At 69.3% G+C, this 14,459-nt stretch carries 21 protein-coding genes and 3 pseudogenes; 15 read left to right on the top strand and 9 right to left on the bottom strand.

Annotated features, from left to right (window positions below):
- Window positions 1-2: 2 nt before the first annotated feature.
- A pseudogene (locus tag FNV62_RS46830) lies at window positions 3-242 on the top strand (VIT1/CCC1 transporter family protein); the annotation flags it as partial.
- Between the two features lie 53 nt (window positions 243-295).
- Here the strand turns inward: FNV62_RS46830 and FNV62_RS46825 are convergent.
- Window positions 296-694 (bottom strand): annotated as a pseudogene (locus FNV62_RS46825) (DinB family protein); the annotation flags it as partial.
- Between the two features lie 446 nt (window positions 695-1,140).
- On the opposite strand from FNV62_RS46825, the gene FNV62_RS54845 reads away from it, so the two are divergent.
- Window positions 1,141-1,302, top strand: coding sequence for a hypothetical protein (locus tag FNV62_RS54845; RefSeq protein ID WP_186003169.1), 162 nt, complete (start codon window positions 1,141-1,143; stop codon window positions 1,300-1,302).
- Window positions 1,303-1,409: 107 nt separating this feature from the next.
- Here FNV62_RS54845 and FNV62_RS46820 read toward each other — a convergent pair whose 3' ends face one another.
- Both FNV62_RS46820 and FNV62_RS46815 read right to left on the bottom strand, forming a co-directional pair.
- Window positions 1,410-1,613 (bottom strand): hypothetical protein, encoded by a 204-nt coding sequence (locus FNV62_RS46820; protein ID WP_143610344.1) that lies wholly within the window; start codon window positions 1,611-1,613, stop codon window positions 1,410-1,412.
- A gap of 220 nt (window positions 1,614-1,833) precedes the next feature.
- Window positions 1,834-2,157, bottom strand: coding sequence for a hypothetical protein (locus FNV62_RS46815; protein WP_097287851.1), 324 nt, complete (start codon window positions 2,155-2,157; stop codon window positions 1,834-1,836).
- Window positions 2,158-2,269: 112 nt separating this feature from the next.
- Between FNV62_RS46815 and FNV62_RS46810 the strand changes: the two genes are divergently transcribed.
- Window positions 2,270-2,599, top strand: coding sequence for a hypothetical protein (locus FNV62_RS46810; RefSeq protein WP_143629598.1), 330 nt, complete (start codon window positions 2,270-2,272; stop codon window positions 2,597-2,599).
- 129 nt (window positions 2,600-2,728) lie between these two features.
- Here the strand turns inward: FNV62_RS46810 and FNV62_RS46805 are convergent, their stop codons facing one another.
- Window positions 2,729-3,304 carry a TetR/AcrR family transcriptional regulator gene (locus FNV62_RS46805; RefSeq protein WP_143604186.1) on the bottom strand — a complete coding sequence of 192 codons (576 nt, stop codon included), beginning with the start codon at window positions 3,302-3,304 and terminating at the stop codon, window positions 2,729-2,731.
- Between the two features lie 137 nt (window positions 3,305-3,441).
- On the opposite strand from FNV62_RS46805, the gene FNV62_RS46800 reads away from it, so the two are divergent.
- The 6 genes and pseudogenes from FNV62_RS46800 to FNV62_RS46775 all read left to right on the top strand — a co-directional run bounded on the left by FNV62_RS46800 (window position 3,442) and on the right by FNV62_RS46775 (window position 6,866).
- Complete coding sequence (locus FNV62_RS46800) at window positions 3,442-4,059, top strand: class I SAM-dependent methyltransferase (RefSeq protein WP_143629597.1); 618 nt, start codon at window positions 3,442-3,444, stop codon at window positions 4,057-4,059.
- Between the two features lie 32 nt (window positions 4,060-4,091).
- Window positions 4,092-4,739 (top strand): DUF2218 domain-containing protein, encoded by a 648-nt coding sequence (locus FNV62_RS46795; protein WP_143629596.1) that lies wholly within the window; start codon window positions 4,092-4,094, stop codon window positions 4,737-4,739.
- Between the two features lie 80 nt (window positions 4,740-4,819).
- A pseudogene (locus FNV62_RS46790) lies at window positions 4,820-5,060 on the top strand (permease); the annotation flags it as partial.
- Between the two features lie 147 nt (window positions 5,061-5,207).
- Complete coding sequence (locus FNV62_RS46785) at window positions 5,208-5,606, top strand: DUF6153 family protein (protein ID WP_054234285.1); 399 nt, start codon at window positions 5,208-5,210, stop codon at window positions 5,604-5,606.
- A gap of 85 nt (window positions 5,607-5,691) precedes the next feature.
- Window positions 5,692-6,345, top strand: a complete 654-nt coding sequence (locus FNV62_RS46780; RefSeq protein WP_143629594.1) for a DUF305 domain-containing protein — start codon at window positions 5,692-5,694, stop codon at window positions 6,343-6,345.
- A gap of 65 nt (window positions 6,346-6,410) precedes the next feature.
- Window positions 6,411-6,866 carry an SAM-dependent methyltransferase gene (locus FNV62_RS46775; protein WP_143629592.1) on the top strand — a complete coding sequence of 152 codons (456 nt, stop codon included), beginning with the start codon at window positions 6,411-6,413 and terminating at the stop codon, window positions 6,864-6,866.
- Window positions 6,867-6,917: 51 nt separating this feature from the next.
- On the opposite strand, the gene FNV62_RS46770 is transcribed toward FNV62_RS46775, so the two are convergent.
- Window positions 6,918-7,115 (bottom strand): hypothetical protein, encoded by a 198-nt coding sequence (locus FNV62_RS46770; RefSeq protein WP_143604182.1) that lies wholly within the window; start codon window positions 7,113-7,115, stop codon window positions 6,918-6,920.
- 341 nt (window positions 7,116-7,456) lie between these two features.
- On the bottom strand, window positions 7,457-7,747 hold the full coding sequence (gene tnpA / locus FNV62_RS46765; RefSeq protein ID WP_240361542.1) for an IS200/IS605 family transposase: 291 nt from the start codon (window positions 7,745-7,747) through the stop codon (window positions 7,457-7,459).
- Here tnpA and FNV62_RS46760 point away from each other — a divergent pair.
- Both FNV62_RS46760 and FNV62_RS46755 read left to right on the top strand, forming a co-directional pair.
- The gene (locus FNV62_RS46760) at window positions 7,746-7,931 is read left to right on the top strand and encodes a hypothetical protein (protein WP_164331414.1); all 186 of its coding nucleotides are present in this window, start codon (window positions 7,746-7,748) and stop codon (window positions 7,929-7,931) included. The two genes, tnpA and FNV62_RS46760, sit on opposite strands and share 2 nt — an antisense overlap.
- Complete coding sequence (locus tag FNV62_RS46755) at window positions 7,928-8,923, top strand: bacterial transcriptional activator domain-containing protein (protein WP_313905089.1); 996 nt, start codon at window positions 7,928-7,930, stop codon at window positions 8,921-8,923. The genes FNV62_RS46760 and FNV62_RS46755 overlap by 4 nt, the downstream gene beginning before the upstream one ends.
- Window positions 8,924-9,005: 82 nt before the next feature.
- Here the strand turns inward: FNV62_RS46755 and FNV62_RS46750 are convergent, their stop codons facing one another.
- The gene (locus tag FNV62_RS46750; protein WP_143629589.1) at window positions 9,006-10,337 is read right to left on the bottom strand and encodes a cytochrome P450; all 1,332 of its coding nucleotides are present in this window, start codon (window positions 10,335-10,337) and stop codon (window positions 9,006-9,008) included.
- Window positions 10,338-10,623: 286 nt separating this feature from the next.
- Window positions 10,624-11,100, bottom strand: coding sequence for a hypothetical protein (locus FNV62_RS46745; RefSeq protein ID WP_082417489.1), 477 nt, complete (start codon window positions 11,098-11,100; stop codon window positions 10,624-10,626).
- A 143-nt stretch (window positions 11,101-11,243) separates the two neighbouring features.
- On the opposite strand from FNV62_RS46745, the gene FNV62_RS46740 reads away from it, so the two are divergent.
- Window positions 11,244-12,407 carry a pentapeptide repeat-containing protein gene (locus FNV62_RS46740; protein WP_143604179.1) on the top strand — a complete coding sequence of 388 codons (1,164 nt, stop codon included), beginning with the start codon at window positions 11,244-11,246 and terminating at the stop codon, window positions 12,405-12,407.
- Here the strand turns inward: FNV62_RS46740 and FNV62_RS46735 are convergent.
- A complete protein-coding gene (locus FNV62_RS46735; protein ID WP_143629587.1) occupies window positions 12,380-12,667 on the bottom strand; it encodes a hypothetical protein in 288 nt (95 codons plus the stop codon). The genes FNV62_RS46740 and FNV62_RS46735 overlap by 28 nt on opposite strands.
- Window positions 12,668-12,770: 103 nt before the next feature.
- Between FNV62_RS46735 and FNV62_RS46730 the strand changes: the two genes are divergently transcribed.
- The 3 genes from FNV62_RS46730 to FNV62_RS46720 all read left to right on the top strand — a co-directional run bounded on the left by FNV62_RS46730 (window position 12,771) and on the right by FNV62_RS46720 (window position 14,424).
- Window positions 12,771-13,001 (top strand): hypothetical protein, encoded by a 231-nt coding sequence (locus FNV62_RS46730; RefSeq protein ID WP_143629586.1) that lies wholly within the window; start codon window positions 12,771-12,773, stop codon window positions 12,999-13,001.
- Window positions 12,998-13,222 (top strand): LexA family protein, encoded by a 225-nt coding sequence (locus FNV62_RS46725; RefSeq protein WP_143629584.1) that lies wholly within the window; start codon window positions 12,998-13,000, stop codon window positions 13,220-13,222. Before FNV62_RS46730 ends, FNV62_RS46725 begins: the two co-directional genes overlap by 4 nt.
- A gap of 482 nt (window positions 13,223-13,704) precedes the next feature.
- Complete coding sequence (locus FNV62_RS46720; RefSeq protein WP_221939460.1) at window positions 13,705-14,424, top strand: ankyrin repeat domain-containing protein; 720 nt, start codon at window positions 13,705-13,707, stop codon at window positions 14,422-14,424.
- The last annotated feature ends 35 nt before the right edge of the window (window positions 14,425-14,459 follow it).

Here is a 14,459-nt window from a genome sequence, read left to right as displayed (position 1 = left end):
GCCTGAACTGGCTACGGGCCGCGGTGCTGGGCGCCAACGACGGCATCGTCTCCACCGCGGGCCTCGTCGTCGGCGTGGCCGACGCCACGGACGACCGCTCCGAGCTGCTCACGGCGGGCCTCGCGGGGCTGCCGGCCGGCTCCATGTCGATGGCGGCGGGCGAGTACGTCTCGGTCTCCACCCAACGGGACTCCGAGAAGGCCGCCCTGGCGCTGGAGCGACGCGAAGGCAGGCCGCCACCAGCTGAGAGGCAGACGCGCCGCTCGCGCGGTCCTCGTGACCGCGCAAGCACGTCTCATGCACCGGTAACTCCGTCGATCCGCTCACGGATGACATCGGCATGACCGTTGTGACGTGCGTATTCCTCGATCATGTGCACCATGATCCAGCGCAGCGAGACTCCCTGATCACCGACGTGACCCGCTTCCTGTTCAGACAGGCGGCCGGAGTCGTCCAGCGACGCGTCAGCGATCAGCTCACGGCCCCGGGCGATCTCCGCCTGCCAGACAGCCATCACCTCGTCGAGTGCCCGGTCCGGCAGAAGGACAAAGCCGTCGAGGTTGCTCTCCCCGAAGACCGGCGGCAGGTCCTGGCCTGCGAATACACGCTGGAACCAGTTACGCTCCACCTCAGTCAGATGCTGAACGAGGCCCAGCAGCGTCATCGACGACGGTGCCGCTGCGGCCAGTCGTAGGTGTCGTGTTCATGGACACACCCTCGCAGGAGCCGCTGCGACCTTACGACCGTCTTCGCTGGCGACGAACACACGTACGCATCGCCTCCCAAGGCCACCCAGTGGCATCGACTGGCCGGTCCAGATCGACTCCACCATCGTCCGCGCTCACCAGCACGCCGCGAACACCAGTCGAAAAGGGAGATGCACCGGCGGGACCCGCAGGTGTGGGCGGGCAAGCTGAAGCAGCCGATGGACAACCCGGTCAACGTGGTCGGCGAGACCGCGGTGCTGCGCGCGACGTTGTGGCAGTACCTGCGCGAGCAGGCCGACGCCGGACAGAGGTCACCCGAACGGCTTACACGCCCTCGCCTAGCGCATGCGGCCCTCACTCATTCAGCCCACACTGACAGTGGACCTTCTGCCGTCGCGCCGTTCCCGTGATCACCGCTTCGTCGGGAGGCATCGTGGTCGTGCTGGCTCTGCTCGTGCCCGTAATGCTCCTGCTCCTGATGCTGGCGCTGGACCTCTTCGAAGACCTCCTGTTCCCCTCACCACCACCGCCCACTCCAGATGACAAGCCCACGAAGCAGGGCGACAGCCACGATCACGGACAGCAAGACACCTAGCGGTCAACGCTCCCGGGTTTCTGAACCTCGAATCCCCAGGTCACGGCGCGGATGGTCGACACTTTCGCACACCTACGGAACGCGCTCAGCGGCGGACGTGGACAGGATCAAGCCGCCCGGGACTGCTGTTCGTGCGGTCGGCGTGCCGCATGGTGAGCGGTGTGCGCCCGGCCGCCGGGAATCAACCGTAGGCGGCGGCCGGCGGCATGACGCGGCTCTGGCGGCCTGGCGGTGAGACGGTCCTCGACGCGGTCCATGCCGTACAGCAAAAGCCCCAGCAGGGGCAGCAGCAAAACAGCAACGACGATCACGACACACGTCCTTCCCGGCTGACTGCACCGCCCCGGGTACCCATCACGAGCACGGCCAGTCAGCGGGATACGCGCAGGCCTGGTAACCGCGACGTCAGGGAGTCCAAGATCGGAGACAGGCCGAACGTGCCGAGGCCGGATGACACCGGACGCCGTCGGCAGGGAAGGACCCTTCGACCTCCCCAGGTGTCATGGCCTTTCCCCGTCCGGCTGCGGACGACTACCCGCCCGCCCCGGGCTCATGCTCACGCGATCGCCACCTCTCCACGGCTGTCTGCAGATGGTTCTGCAGGTCAGGCGGCATCGGCTCCGGCCCGGTCACCGCCGCGGTCATCACGTCGGCCACCACCCGCAGCTTGACGTTGCTGTTCTGGGAGACCTCCACCAAGTCTGGGAGACCTCCACCAAGGTCTCCCACGCGTCCTCGGCCGGACAGCGGAAGATGGGCATCAGCGCCCCGGGCCAAATCGATCACCGGGCGGCTCTCGATCGCATGCCCGAGCTGCTCGTTCTCGTGCTCAAGCCGCTCTATCCGCTCAGACATGTCAGGGACGGCACGGGAGCCCACCAAGTTCGTCCCGTGCCGACCAGACGCTCGGCACGCTATACGGATCCAAGAGGTAGGGCGCTGGGGAAGTGACCACACCGAGGCGGCGATGCACACCGCCGTGGTCGCCGCCGACCTCAACCGGCCCCTGCTCGCACCGGCCGCCACCGAGGACATCCGCGCCGATGGCAGCGCCCGCCTGCTCGCCGAGCAGCGCGCCGTCCTGGAACCGGCCACGGGCTCATGTCGCTCTGCCCGCAGTGCCGACGGCCGGCCGCAAAACTCACGCACCGGCGCGCCGTCTACGCCGCTGCCCGATTCCGGCTCGGGTGAGACGGGCCCGGCGCTGCGGGGTCGCCCTCCAAGTCTCGTCAGCTCTGCGGCTGCCGTTCGCGTGAACGAGCCGGCTGCATCGGAAGCCGGCCAGAGCAACTTGTAGCGACGAAAGCTTGTTACGGGCTGCACGGTCCCGTGCCCGGCCACGCGCAGTTCGGCATGGATGCGCGTCGAGGTCCACTGAGACGCATCGCCATCCCTCCGAGCACCCGAAACGGACCCAGGGCCGGCGTCAGCCCGGCGGACGCAGTCCGGTCAGCGTGACCGCGACGAGGCGCCGGACCGCCGACTTGGAAGCGAGGGCACCGGCCGCGGCGAGGGCGTGCAGGCAGAAGCTCGCCAGTTCGTCCGGGGAGACGTCGTCCCGGATGTCCCCGGCCTGCGCACCCTCGGCCAGCAGTTCCCGGAGGAAGTGCTGGAGGTGCTGCTCCGCTCCGGCGACGTGCCCGCCTCGGTGCAACAGCGCTCCGAGTTCCGCGCCGTGGCCGTGGCGCCGCTGCTGGATGAACGCGTACGCCTCCAGTACCCGTTCGAGCCGCTCGCCGGGGCCGCCGGGGCCGTGCCGGAGTTGGGCGAGTTCGTGGAGGTGTCCGGAGATCTGGCGCTCATGCCAGGCCACCATGATCGATTCGACGTCCGGGAAATACTTGTACAGCGTGGCCCGGCCGATACCGCTCTCCCCGGCGATCTTCGACATCGTCACCGCACGCAGCCCGTGCTCCATCACCAGCGCCGCCGTGGTCTCCAGAACCGCGTCGCGTACGGCACGGCGGTGCTCCTCGATGGTCTCGTTCCACAGCTTCGGCACCGCCCCAGCATACGACCCGCCGATGTCGATACAGAATGGATTGACAGCGACAGAGTGTATCGATAAAAGTTGTGTCGTTACGGGGACCTGGACGCCCGCCCCTCGCGGGCACCGCCCCCGACGGGAAGGACACCCGCATGACCGGCTCACCCCACCGCCCCGGCGGCCTGGCACCGCATGAGCCCGATGACCTCTACGCCGTCCCGCCGCCCTGGGACATCGGACGGCCCCAACCCGCGTTTCTCGCCCTAGCCAAGGTCGGCGCCCTGCGGGGCCGTGTTCTCGACATCGGCTGCGGAACGGGCGAACACGCCCTCATGGCAGCCGGACTCGGCCTCCACGCCACCGGTGTCGACCTCGCCTCCCGCGCCCTGTCCACCGCCGAGACCAAGGCACACGACCGCAGCAGCAAGGCTCGCTTCCTCCGTCACGACGCCCGCCAACTGGCTGGCATGGGCGAACAATTCGACACCGTGCTCGACTGCGGGCTTTTCCACGTCTTCGACGATGACGACCGCAACGCGTACATCGACGGCCTGCGGTCCGTGATCCCGCCGGGCGGCCGCTTCTTCATGCTCTGCTGCAGCGACCGGGAGCAGAGCAGCTGGGGGCGCGTACACAAGGTGACGCGAGAGGAGATCGAGACCGCGTTCGCCGACGGCTGGCGGATCGAGTCCATCGAGGCCACCACGATCGAGGTCACCACCGACCCCGACGGCCTCCGGTCCTGGCTGACCGCCGCCACCAGGATCTGAGTTCTCCGCCCGCGACCGAGCCGAGGAAGTCCATGCTCACCGCCGAAGCCCACATCGATACCGAACGCCCCAACCGCTACCTCGTACAACTGTGCAAGCACTTCGCCAACAAGGGTCGTCATCTGGGCCATCGCCCACGCACCCACCGCGGCGGTGGCGCTCAGGCACCGTCCGAGTCCCACACATCTCCCGAGATTCGGCCCGACCAGATCCACGTCGAATGGACCGACACCCAAGGAACGGTCCGCCTGCCTTGGGGTACCTGCGCCCTCCAGGCAGCCCCTGGCGCGTTGACACTGCGCGCCCAGTCGCCGGACGAGGAGAGTCTGCGGCGACTGCAGGACCTCGTCACCACCCACCTCAGCAGGTTCAGCAGGCGCGATCCGCTGCAGGTGGACTGGCAACGGCCCGAAGCGCCTGCCGTTCAGGCCGCCGCGCCGGCTCCCGCGGTTCCCCCACGAGGCGCGGCGTTGCGCCGCCGCCATGACGGGTGGACCGGGGTCGTCGCAGTCGTAGCGGTGGCCGCTGTCGTGGCCGTGCATCTGGGGCTGGGCGGGGCCGTTCTGGCAGACACGAGGTGGAGTGGTTGGGCCGTCGGCTTCGTGTTGACGGCTGCCGTGGTGAAGATCGGCGTCGTCGGCGGTCTCGCCGTACGTCGCGGCCGCCGCCGTACCGGATAGGAACCGGAGTCCCGGCCTGACATACCCCCGGGGGGATACTCGCCCCGTGAGCACTACCGCCTCCGGACGGGTGCAGGTCTGTGGATGCGATCGGGCACGCTCTGTCCATTGCCGGATCGATGACCTGGGAGGTCACCTGGGCACTGATCCTCGTCCTCCTGCCCGTACGCGGCCGTGGCCCTCGCGCGCTCCGTCTTCCGCAAGGGCGCCGACTTCACCGCGGCCATGGCCTTCGAGATCGCCTCCACCAACATAGGGATCACCTGGAACTGCACGACTTGGCTCAACATCGCGTTCCTGCTGCTGGCCGCGAGTCTGCTCGTACGGTTCTGACGCACCTGCGGCCCAGCGATGCTGCAGATGATGGACGACTCACCCGATCAAGCTGAACACGAGCACGGCGGCGACCGTATGTACAACGGACACCATCACTGAACCGATGTCTCACGCCTATCTGGGATGAGCCCGATGACGAGCCCGCAGCAGCACCCTCCGCGACCGCCTGTCGGGCGGTGGCGGGCGCTGCTCGTGCTCGGACTCTTGGCAGGGCTGCTCGGCATGCACGCCCTGGCTCCCGGCGGTGGCCTCCACAAACACGAACGCGCCGAGCGACAGCACATGGCGGCGGCGGTCAGCGCCCCTCATGACTGCTCCGGAGACGGCCACTGCGGCGGAGGCCACCTCCAGCACGCCGACTCGACCTGCCTGTCAGGTGCAGTGACCGACGGGCCGGCATTGCCTGCCCTCGTTCCCGACCCGGTAGCCGTACCGGTACGTGCCGACACCGTGTGCTCGTACGCGGCTCCGGCCCCGGACGGCGCCCGCGCCCCACCGTCCCTGGCGGAACTCCAACTCCTGCGGATCTAGACACCGCGCGCCACCGCGCCCACTGCTCAGCGACGCGGTGCGCCTCGGCACATCCAGATCCCTTTCCCACAGCAGGAGTTCCCGCATGCGCAACACCCGTACCCTCACCCGCCGCGCCGCTCTCGCGGCTACGGCTGTCACCGCCACTCTCGTCCTCGCCGCCTGCGGCAACGACAGCGACAGCGCGAGCAGCGGGCACGAGGGCCACAGCTCCGCGTCCTCGTCCGCGAGCGCCGACGCCACCACCGCAGCGCACAACGCCCAGGACGTCTCCTTCGCGCAGGGCATGATCCCGCACCACCAGCAGGCCCTGGAAATGGCGACGCTCGCCGCCGACCGAGCCTCCTCCGCCGAGGTGAAGGACCTCGCCGCGCGCATCGAGAAGGCCCAGGACCCGGAGATCCAGACCATGAGCGGCTGGCTCAAGTCCTGGGGCAAGGACGTAACGACGTCCGACAGCTCGATGGAGTCGATGCCCGGCATGGACCACTCAGCGCACTCCGACATGCCCGGAATGATGGACAACAAGGACATGGCCAAGCTGGAGAAGGCGTCCGGCGCGGACTTCGACACCATGTTCCTGACCATGATGATCGAGCACCACAAGGGTGCTATAGAGATGGCCACCACCGAGAAGGACAAGGGCGAATACGGTCCCGCCACGTCCATGTCCGACGGCATCAGCACCGCGCAGACCGCCGAGATCACCGAGATGAACAAGCTCCTCGGCAAGAACTGACACTCCCCGGGGAGGGTGCCGGTGCGGGCACCGGCACCCTCCCCCACTGCGCCGACGAGGCGAACATGGGCGATCAGAAGAACCCGAACGACAAGCGCGTGGCCGATGCCCAGCGCGCCCACTGGCAGGCGGCCTACACCCAGCACCCGCAGATGTACGGCACGGAGCCATCCGAACCCGCACGTCATGCCGCCGAGGTCGTCCGTACCGCCGGCGCAAGCACGGTGCTCGAACTCGGCGCGGGGCACGGCCGGGAGGCCCTGTGCTTTGCCCGCAAGGGATTCACCGTGCACGCCACCGACTTCAGTGCCACCGCCCTGGAACAACTCACCGCAGCCGCCCGGGGATCCGGCCTCGCCGACCGGATCACGACCACCGTCCACGACGTACGCGACCCGCTGCCCGTGCCCGATAGCACGGCCTGCCTCATGAGACAGGCCGAAGTCTGGAGAAGGAAGGATGGCGCTGCCGGTTCCTCGCTGGCGCGGGCCGGTTGCAGAGCTGGCACGGTACCGACTTGAGCACCTCGTTCGCGGATATCGCCGAGGCTTCGCGCGCGGGACTGTCTGCGGTCAACGACCTCGTGCGGCTCCGCGCCGCTTTTGTGCGGGCGGGGGCGGGGAGAAGGTGTCTTCCTCCTCGTCCAGCGGCGGCAGGTCGACGGTGTAGCGCGGCTGGAGAAAGAGATCGTTGTGCTGCGGCGCGGGCCGCGAGTCTGCCGTGTCCTGTGCGGGCTGGGCAGGATCGAGATGAGGGGAGACAGAAGTCATGTACAACCATCCAGGGTCGAGGGCCGCGCGGATCCAAGGCGGAGCTGTCGACCGGTGATGATCAGTATTCGTCTGCTCCGCGTGCGCCTGCCCATTAGATCCTATTGGCGGCGGCGCGTGGTCAGCGCGCAGTGCGAGGAGCGATGCAGTGGGATCGGGTTGTCCGCGCCGATCTGGACGCCCAGTCGCCGGAGTGAGCGCGTCGCATGGGCCGCTGCGCTGCGCTGGTCTGCCATCCGCTGAATCTTCGCAGGGAATCCCGGCCTTCAGGCCGGGCGGGAATGCGATCCTCGGTCTGGAGGCGCGCAGCGCCGGAGATCACTGCGCCTTTGTGGTGACGGTCAGGCTGGGGGGCGCTTCTGGTTGTCGATGTAGTCCTTGACGATGCTCAGTGGTGCGCCGCCGCAGGAGCCCGCGAAGTAGGACGGGGTCGAGAACACAGACCCGGTACCGGTCCGCTTGATCCGGCCGGTGCACTCCGCGCGCAGGTAGCGGAAGCTGACGCCCTTGAGGCTGTTGACGAGTTTGGACAGGGCGATTTTCGGCGGGTAGTGGATGAGCAGGTGGACACGGTCCCCTTCGCCGTTGAACTCCCGCAGCTCTGCGCCGAAGCCCTCGCACACGTCCCGCATGATCACCTCGCAGCGCGTCAGCATGTCGTGCTGGAGCAGCGAGCAGCTGCGCCACGTCATCACCGACCGGCCCCTGCCGGACCCGGTGCGCACCTCGGTCGGCGCGATCATCGCCGCCCGGCTCCGCGCCGCCCAGGCCTACCCGCCGCCCGACGCCCCTCGCCAGCGGAAGCAGCGGACATGAGCGCCGAGGTCTTCCCGGCCCTGCTCGCCGCGGCCACCGATCCGGCCGGACTGCGCCTTCTGCCGACCGCCGGGGTGCCAGCCGAGGCCGAGGACGACCCCGGCACCGAGACGACGACGGCCCCCACCCCAGCGGCCCCGGAGACGGACGGGGGCGAGAACTCCGGCGAGGAGGGCACGGCGCAGGAGGTTGAGGAGAGCGAGGCACACGACCCGCATGCGGCGGAGATTCGAATCCTGGGCCCGGTCGAGGTAACGGGCGTGGACAGCACCGGCCACGGCCCGCGGATCGCCCAGCTCGCCGCGCTGCCGTACTTCCGGCCCGGGCGCAGCGCGGACGTCCTGTGCGCTCACATGGATCCTGTCAGCCCCAGGTCGGTGAGCACCCTCAATGCCCGGCTGCAAGGACTGCGCCGCTCCCTGGGCAGCGATCCCGCCGGCAACCCCTACGTGCCGCGCCGCCGCTCCGGCGACGATCCCTACCGGCTCTCCCCCAGCGTGCGCTGCGACTGGACCCGCTTCCTTCAACTCGCCGAGCGCGCCCTGCCCCTGGGCCCGGCCGGCCTGCCGGACCTGGAAAGGGCGCTCGCTCTGGTGCGGGGCCGGCCGTTCGGAGGCAGGCCCCTGCCCTGGGCCGAGCCCTACCAGCAGGAGATGATCACCCGGATCATCGACGTGACACACACCGTGGCCACCTACCGCACCCCCGCGGGTCCGCACCACGACCCCAGCGCGGCCCGACAGGCCGTCGCGACCGGTCTCGACGTCGACGACGCGGCAGAGTTGCTCTACCGGGACTGGATGCGAATCGAGGCCGTCGCCGGGAACCGTCAGGGCTCCACACCGCCGTCACGCGCGTTCAGCAGGTCAACCGGGCTTTGGACTGCTCGCTGGAGCTGGCGACCGAACAGCTCGTCAACGACCTGCTCAACGGCTCGAGTGCGGCAGTGCGCATCCAGGATCCGCAACTCCATTGTCAATGACTATGCGTAGTACCGGTCCTCGCTGGGCTCTTTCAATCTCTTCTGAGTATGCGCTGCCGTCCTCCGTACCGTTCCGCTCGTACCGTTCCGCTTCAGGTAAGTGGCGATACCAAGGTTGCGGGGGTGGGGCCGTCGGGGCGGACGGTGATGCCGTACACCGCCTTTGTGGGGGTGGAGCAGAAGGCCGGGGTGTGGACCGGCAGCAGGTGTTCGAGCAGGACGGTCGATTCTCGGAGCGCGAATTGCAGACCGAGGCAGGCGCGGGGACCGATACCGAAGGGGAAGTAGGCGCCCGGGTGGGCAGGTCGGCCGTCTGGGATGAGGAAGCGCCGGGGGTCGAAGTGCTCTGGGTCTGGCCACAGTTCGGGATCGCGGTGCGTGAGGTACGGGCAGATCAGGAGGTCCGTGCCCGCCTCGACGGCGTATCCGGCAACGGTGTCGTCCTCGGTGGCGTGACGGGGCAGGATCCAGGCGGACGGGTAGAGCCGGAGCGTCTCGTGGACCAGAGCCTGGATGGCCTGGCGGCGCCCGGCTGAGCCTTCACCGCCGGCGGCGAGAGCTTGTTCGCGGGCGGCGGGGTACTGGTCGAGGAGCAGGTAGAGCCAGGTCAGGGTGGTGGCGGTGGTCTCGTGCCCGGCCACGAGCAACGTGACCAGCTCGTCGCGGATCAGCTGGTCGGTGTACTCGGGGCGCTCGGTGGCGGCGTCGGTCAGGACGAGCAGCAGGCCCGGGCCGTCGGGTCCTGCCGCCCCGCTGCGAGCGGCCTCGATGGCGTGCCGGGCGACCGCATCGATCCGGGCGAGCTCGGCGGCAACGGCGTCCTGGGCGTCGGTGACGTCAGCGGGCAGAGTCGGTAGGGCGGTCGCCACGGCGGCCACGGCGGCCAGTTCGCGCTCGGTCCCGTCGTCGAGGGGGTGCCCGGTAAGAGAGCGCCAGATGGCGTCCAGGGCGAAGCGGCGCATCTCCTGCCCGACGTCGAAGGTCTGCCCGGTACGGGCGTAGCCGTCCCAGCGCCCGGCGGTGGTCCGGGCGGCCTCGGTGATCCGCTGTTCGTAGCGGCGCATCCCGGTACCGGTGAACTGGGACTGCAGCAAGCGGCGTTGGCGCTTCCACGCCTCACCGGTGGCGGCGAGGACGCCGTCGCCGATCAGTACACGGGCGCGGTGGGAGCGCTTGACGTACCGCTCCGGGTGCCGGGCGAGTACGTGCTGGACCGCCTGGGGGTCGGTGACAAGAACGGTGGGGGCCGGCCCGAGGCGGAACGCGGCGACGCCGCCGAACCGCTCGCGCACCTGGGACAGCAGCTCGACCAGTTCGCCTCCTCCCGATCGCCACCGCTCCACGAGTTCAGGCTCGGCTTCGGGGACCGGCCGCCCGGTTCCGGGAACGTACGGAAGGGAGCCGAGGCTGGCTTCGGTGTCCATGTTTCTTTCTCCTGGTCAACCGCTGGGCTTGGCCGTAACGGAGCACTGGCACCACGGACTGTACGGGAGAGGGCACAGATGGTGGCAGTCCGCCCCCGCGTGGCCACTCTCCGGGCATGGCCCGGATTCCGCCGCCCTGCGCCGCGCAGCCGGACCCTAGACCAAGGCAGTGGCAGTGGCGGTGGCGGTGGCGGTGGCGGTGGTCAGCTGCCAGGAACAGAAGCTGTCGAAGCCGCAACCGGGCTACTGAGGTGTCCCGTAAAGGAACTTCGGGGTCCGCAGCGGGCTATCCCATGACTGCTCGGGCTGCGTCGAGAAAGGCCAGCCTGTTGTCTTCCAGGTAGTCACGCACGCTCTCGCCGTCGGGCAAGCCGTCCCACACGGTCCGGTTGAGGTCGAGGAAGTACTTGCGTGCTGCGTCATGCACAGGAAGGGGGAACTGGATACGGATCAGCCGCTCGGCGACCCACAGTCTGTTCATGGCGTCTTGGGTCGTGAGGAACCAGGCGCTGGTGTCGTCCCATTCGTGCGGTCGGCTGAAGGCGGCGCGCTCCGCCTCGGCCCCCACCTCGACGAACCGCTCCAACAGCGCAAGCCGCTCCGCCCGTCGGGCCTCCGACAACTCGGTCTGCTGCCGCCGCTGTTCTGTCCGTTCCGCCGACCGCTGCGTCGCGAACTGAACGAGGAAGGACAGCACGCCACCGAGCGCAACGCCGCCCAACGATATGAGTGACACCCAGACCTGACCAGACATGGCGACCATCGTTCCACGCTGCCGATCTTCAGCAGCCGCGGGCGTACCGATGAGGATGGTTGACCAGCTGACGGGCACAGAACACCCCAGTACTGCTGCTCCACTTGGTCCATCTTGATCGTGTCCTGAGGTGCGTCTAGGCTCCCGTGCCCATGGAGACGGGGGAACAGGATCACGGCCAGCGGCCGTGGCGCGAGCGGCCGGTCGGCCGTCGTGCCGTCGTGCCGCTGCTGGCCGGGGTGGTGGGACTGGCCGTTCTGGGAACCGTGTTCGTCGTTCTGCCGGGTGTGGTGGTCGACCACGATCTCGCCGGGGCCGTCGTCGTACCGCAGGATCGGCTGAAGGCCGTGAACGATGTCCGGACGACTCTTCTGCAGATGATCGGCGGCCTGGTCGTACTCTTCGGCGCCTACGCCACGTGGCGGCAACTCCGGGTCAGCCAGGATGGCTTGCGCGCTGCCCAGGAGGGCTACGTCACCGACCGGTTCAGCCGGGCGGTCGATCAGCTCGGCAGTGACAAGCTGGATGTGCGCGTCGGCGGGCTCCACGCGCTGTGGCGGGTCGCGGAGCAGTCCGCCCGTGACCGCGAGGCCGTCATCTCCATCCAGGCCGCGTATCTGCGGACGCACCTGCCCTGGCCGCCCACCGGGCCGGACGCGCCGGCGGCGGACGTGCCCATCAACGACATCGCACCGCTGGAGGCCCGTGCCGCCGACTCGCAGGTGGCGCTGACCGGCCTCGGCGTGCTGTGCCGGCGCCGGGAGCAGTCCTGGGTCAATCTCAGCGCCAGCGACTTGCGCCGGGCCGACTGCGACGGGCTGTGGCTGCCCGAGGTCAATCTCGACCGCTCCTGCATGGAGGCGGCAGGCCTGTACCACGCCAACCTGACCCAGGCATCCCTGGTCTCGGTCAACCTGCGGCACGCCGACCTCAAGACCGCAATCCTCCGCCGCGCCCGCTGCGCACTGGCCGACCTGCGCGGCGCGCGGCTGGCCGAGGCCGACCTGCGGGAGGCCGACTTCACCGAGGCCGACCTGCGCGAGGCGAACCTGCGCAAGGCCAACGCGCGCGGTGCGGTCTTCCGCCGATCCGACCTTCGCCTGGCAGACCTGCGCGGCACCGACTTGAGCACGGCCGACCTACTCCAGGCACGCGTGACCGACGCCCTGGCAAGCACCCACACCCGCTGGCCCGCCGGCTTCGACCATGCCGCCGCCGGCGTCGTCGTCACCGAGGACCCCGGCCCCGAACCCTCGCCCCTGCTCCAGCCGCCGGGGATCACGACGAACTACCCCCCGCTGCGATCCATGTCGTGACGAAGAAACCCGTGTAGCGCCGGCCGTACCCCGGAGATGTCAGCGGACTCCAGGACCACCGCCGCCGGATCGAGGACGTCGATCAGGCGACCGGCCCGCACGGACTCCGGGACATCGCGCAGCCAGGCTCGGAAGGCCGACCCGCTCCACTGCGCCCGGGCCAGCCCTTCGGCGAGGAGACGCTCCCCCGTACTCGGGGACCCCCCGCCGTCGTACTCCTCGAGGAGCGTGCGGGCGTCCCGCTCGAGGGCGTCGATCATCGAAACGGTCGTCACACGCGGTCGAACGAGCCACGGCGGGCGCCGGTGGCGGGCCAGCGCATCGACTTGGCCAGAAAATCGAACACGTGGCCTAATTATGGGCATGGAGCATGCACCCTTCCCCCCTGACCTGATCAAACTCCAGGCGGAGTGGCAGCTCACGTATGCGGCGCTGGCCGTGCCGCACCCGGTGCACACCACCGCACTGCGCCGCCGCCTGCAGACCCTGTCCGGCCAGCTGCTGTTCCACCCGTACTGGTCCGGCCCGGGCTGGACACCGGCGGCGCGGGTGGAACTGCGCCGCCAGGCCCGCGCCGTGGAGTGGCGGCCGTGAACCGGCGCCCGGAGCACCTCACGGCGCGGGAGGAGCAGATCCTGCGGTGCATACGGCGGTGGATCGAGGAACACGGTGAGGGCCCGTCCGTCCGACAGCTTGCCGACGACATCGGGCTCAGCAGCACGGCGTCGGTCGCCTACCACCTCGGCAATCTCGAAGAGCGCGGCGCCCTGGTGCGTGACGGGCGAGGCTGGCGCACCTGCCGCCTGGTGCAGTGACCGCACGCTCACGGACGGAGCCGCCGCCCCGCGGCTCAGAGAGCGGAGGGCAGGTTGTCAGCCGTGACGTCGCCGCGGACAGCTGGTACCAGGTACGTATGCGAAGCCCGCGGTATTCGTACGTGAGCAGGACCTCTGGGTGAAGTCCTGCTCACGTGGGCTCAACCGCAGGGCCCAGGACACGCCGCTCACCCTGGTCGTGAAGGCGGTGATGTCTCTGCTCCGGTAGTGCTCGTCCCCATGCGCGGGGAGCGCGGGGGCCGGAGTCTGATCGTGTGGACTTCCCCGTCGACGTAGCGCTCGCCGAGTTCGTCCCGACCCTCCCGGTCGGGACGAACTGGCGCTATGAGCCCAAACTATGGACAGGGTTCGTAGTTGTCCGTTGTCCACGGTCTGAGCGCTACGGCGGAGCGCTGTCTCGGACGAGAATGTCTGCGACAGCACTCCTAGCCCCAGGATCCAGCCGCCCGGGAGGAATCGACGTGGACGCGCTCGAACATGGCCCTGCGGCCGAGCTTGCCTTCGCCATCCGTGCTGGCGACATCGACGCCGTCCGACGCATCGTCGCCGATACGCCGGAGCTCCTGGCAGGGCCCCTCGGTGGTCCGTTCAAGACCCGCACCGCGCTCCACGTGGTGGCCGACTGGCCCGGCTACTTTCCCAACGGTCCGCAGATCGTCCGGCTGCTTGTGGCTGCCGGCGCCGACCCGAACACACGCAGCCCGGGAGACGAGACCCCGCTGCACTGGGCGGCCAGCAGCGATGACGTCGATGTCGCGGCCGCCCTGATCGACGCCAGCGCCGACATCGAAGCACCCGACGGTTCCATCGGCACTCCGCTCGACAACGCCGTCGGCTATGCCTGCTGGCACGTCGCGGCCCTTCTCGCCGCCCGGGGTGCCGGGGTCAACAAGCTTTGGCACGCCGCCGCGCTGGGCATGCTTGAGCGCCTCCAGCAGTTGCTCGACGCCGCCAACCCCACCTCGGAGGAGGTGTCCCAGGCGTTCTGGCACGCGTGCTGTGCCGGACAGCGGCGCGCTGCCGAACACCTCCTGGCCGTTGGCGCGGATCTGAACTGGGTGCCCGACTACGCCGAGGGCACCGCGCTCGATGCCGCCAGGGGCTGTGGCACCCGCAGGGACAACGTGATCGGCTGGCTTGAGGAACAGGGCACCCGCTCGGCGGCTGCAAACCACGGCTGACATTCTGGGATTCCCCAGTGGCGTTGCCGGCTGGC

The sequence above is a fragment of the Streptomyces sp. RLB3-17 genome, assembly GCF_007113425.2.
Lineage (GTDB): Bacteria > Actinomycetota > Actinomycetes > Streptomycetales > Streptomycetaceae > Streptomyces > Streptomyces mirabilis_D.
The sequence above is the reverse complement of the archived record's forward strand: the minus strand, read 5'-3'. Positions and strand labels throughout refer to the sequence as shown.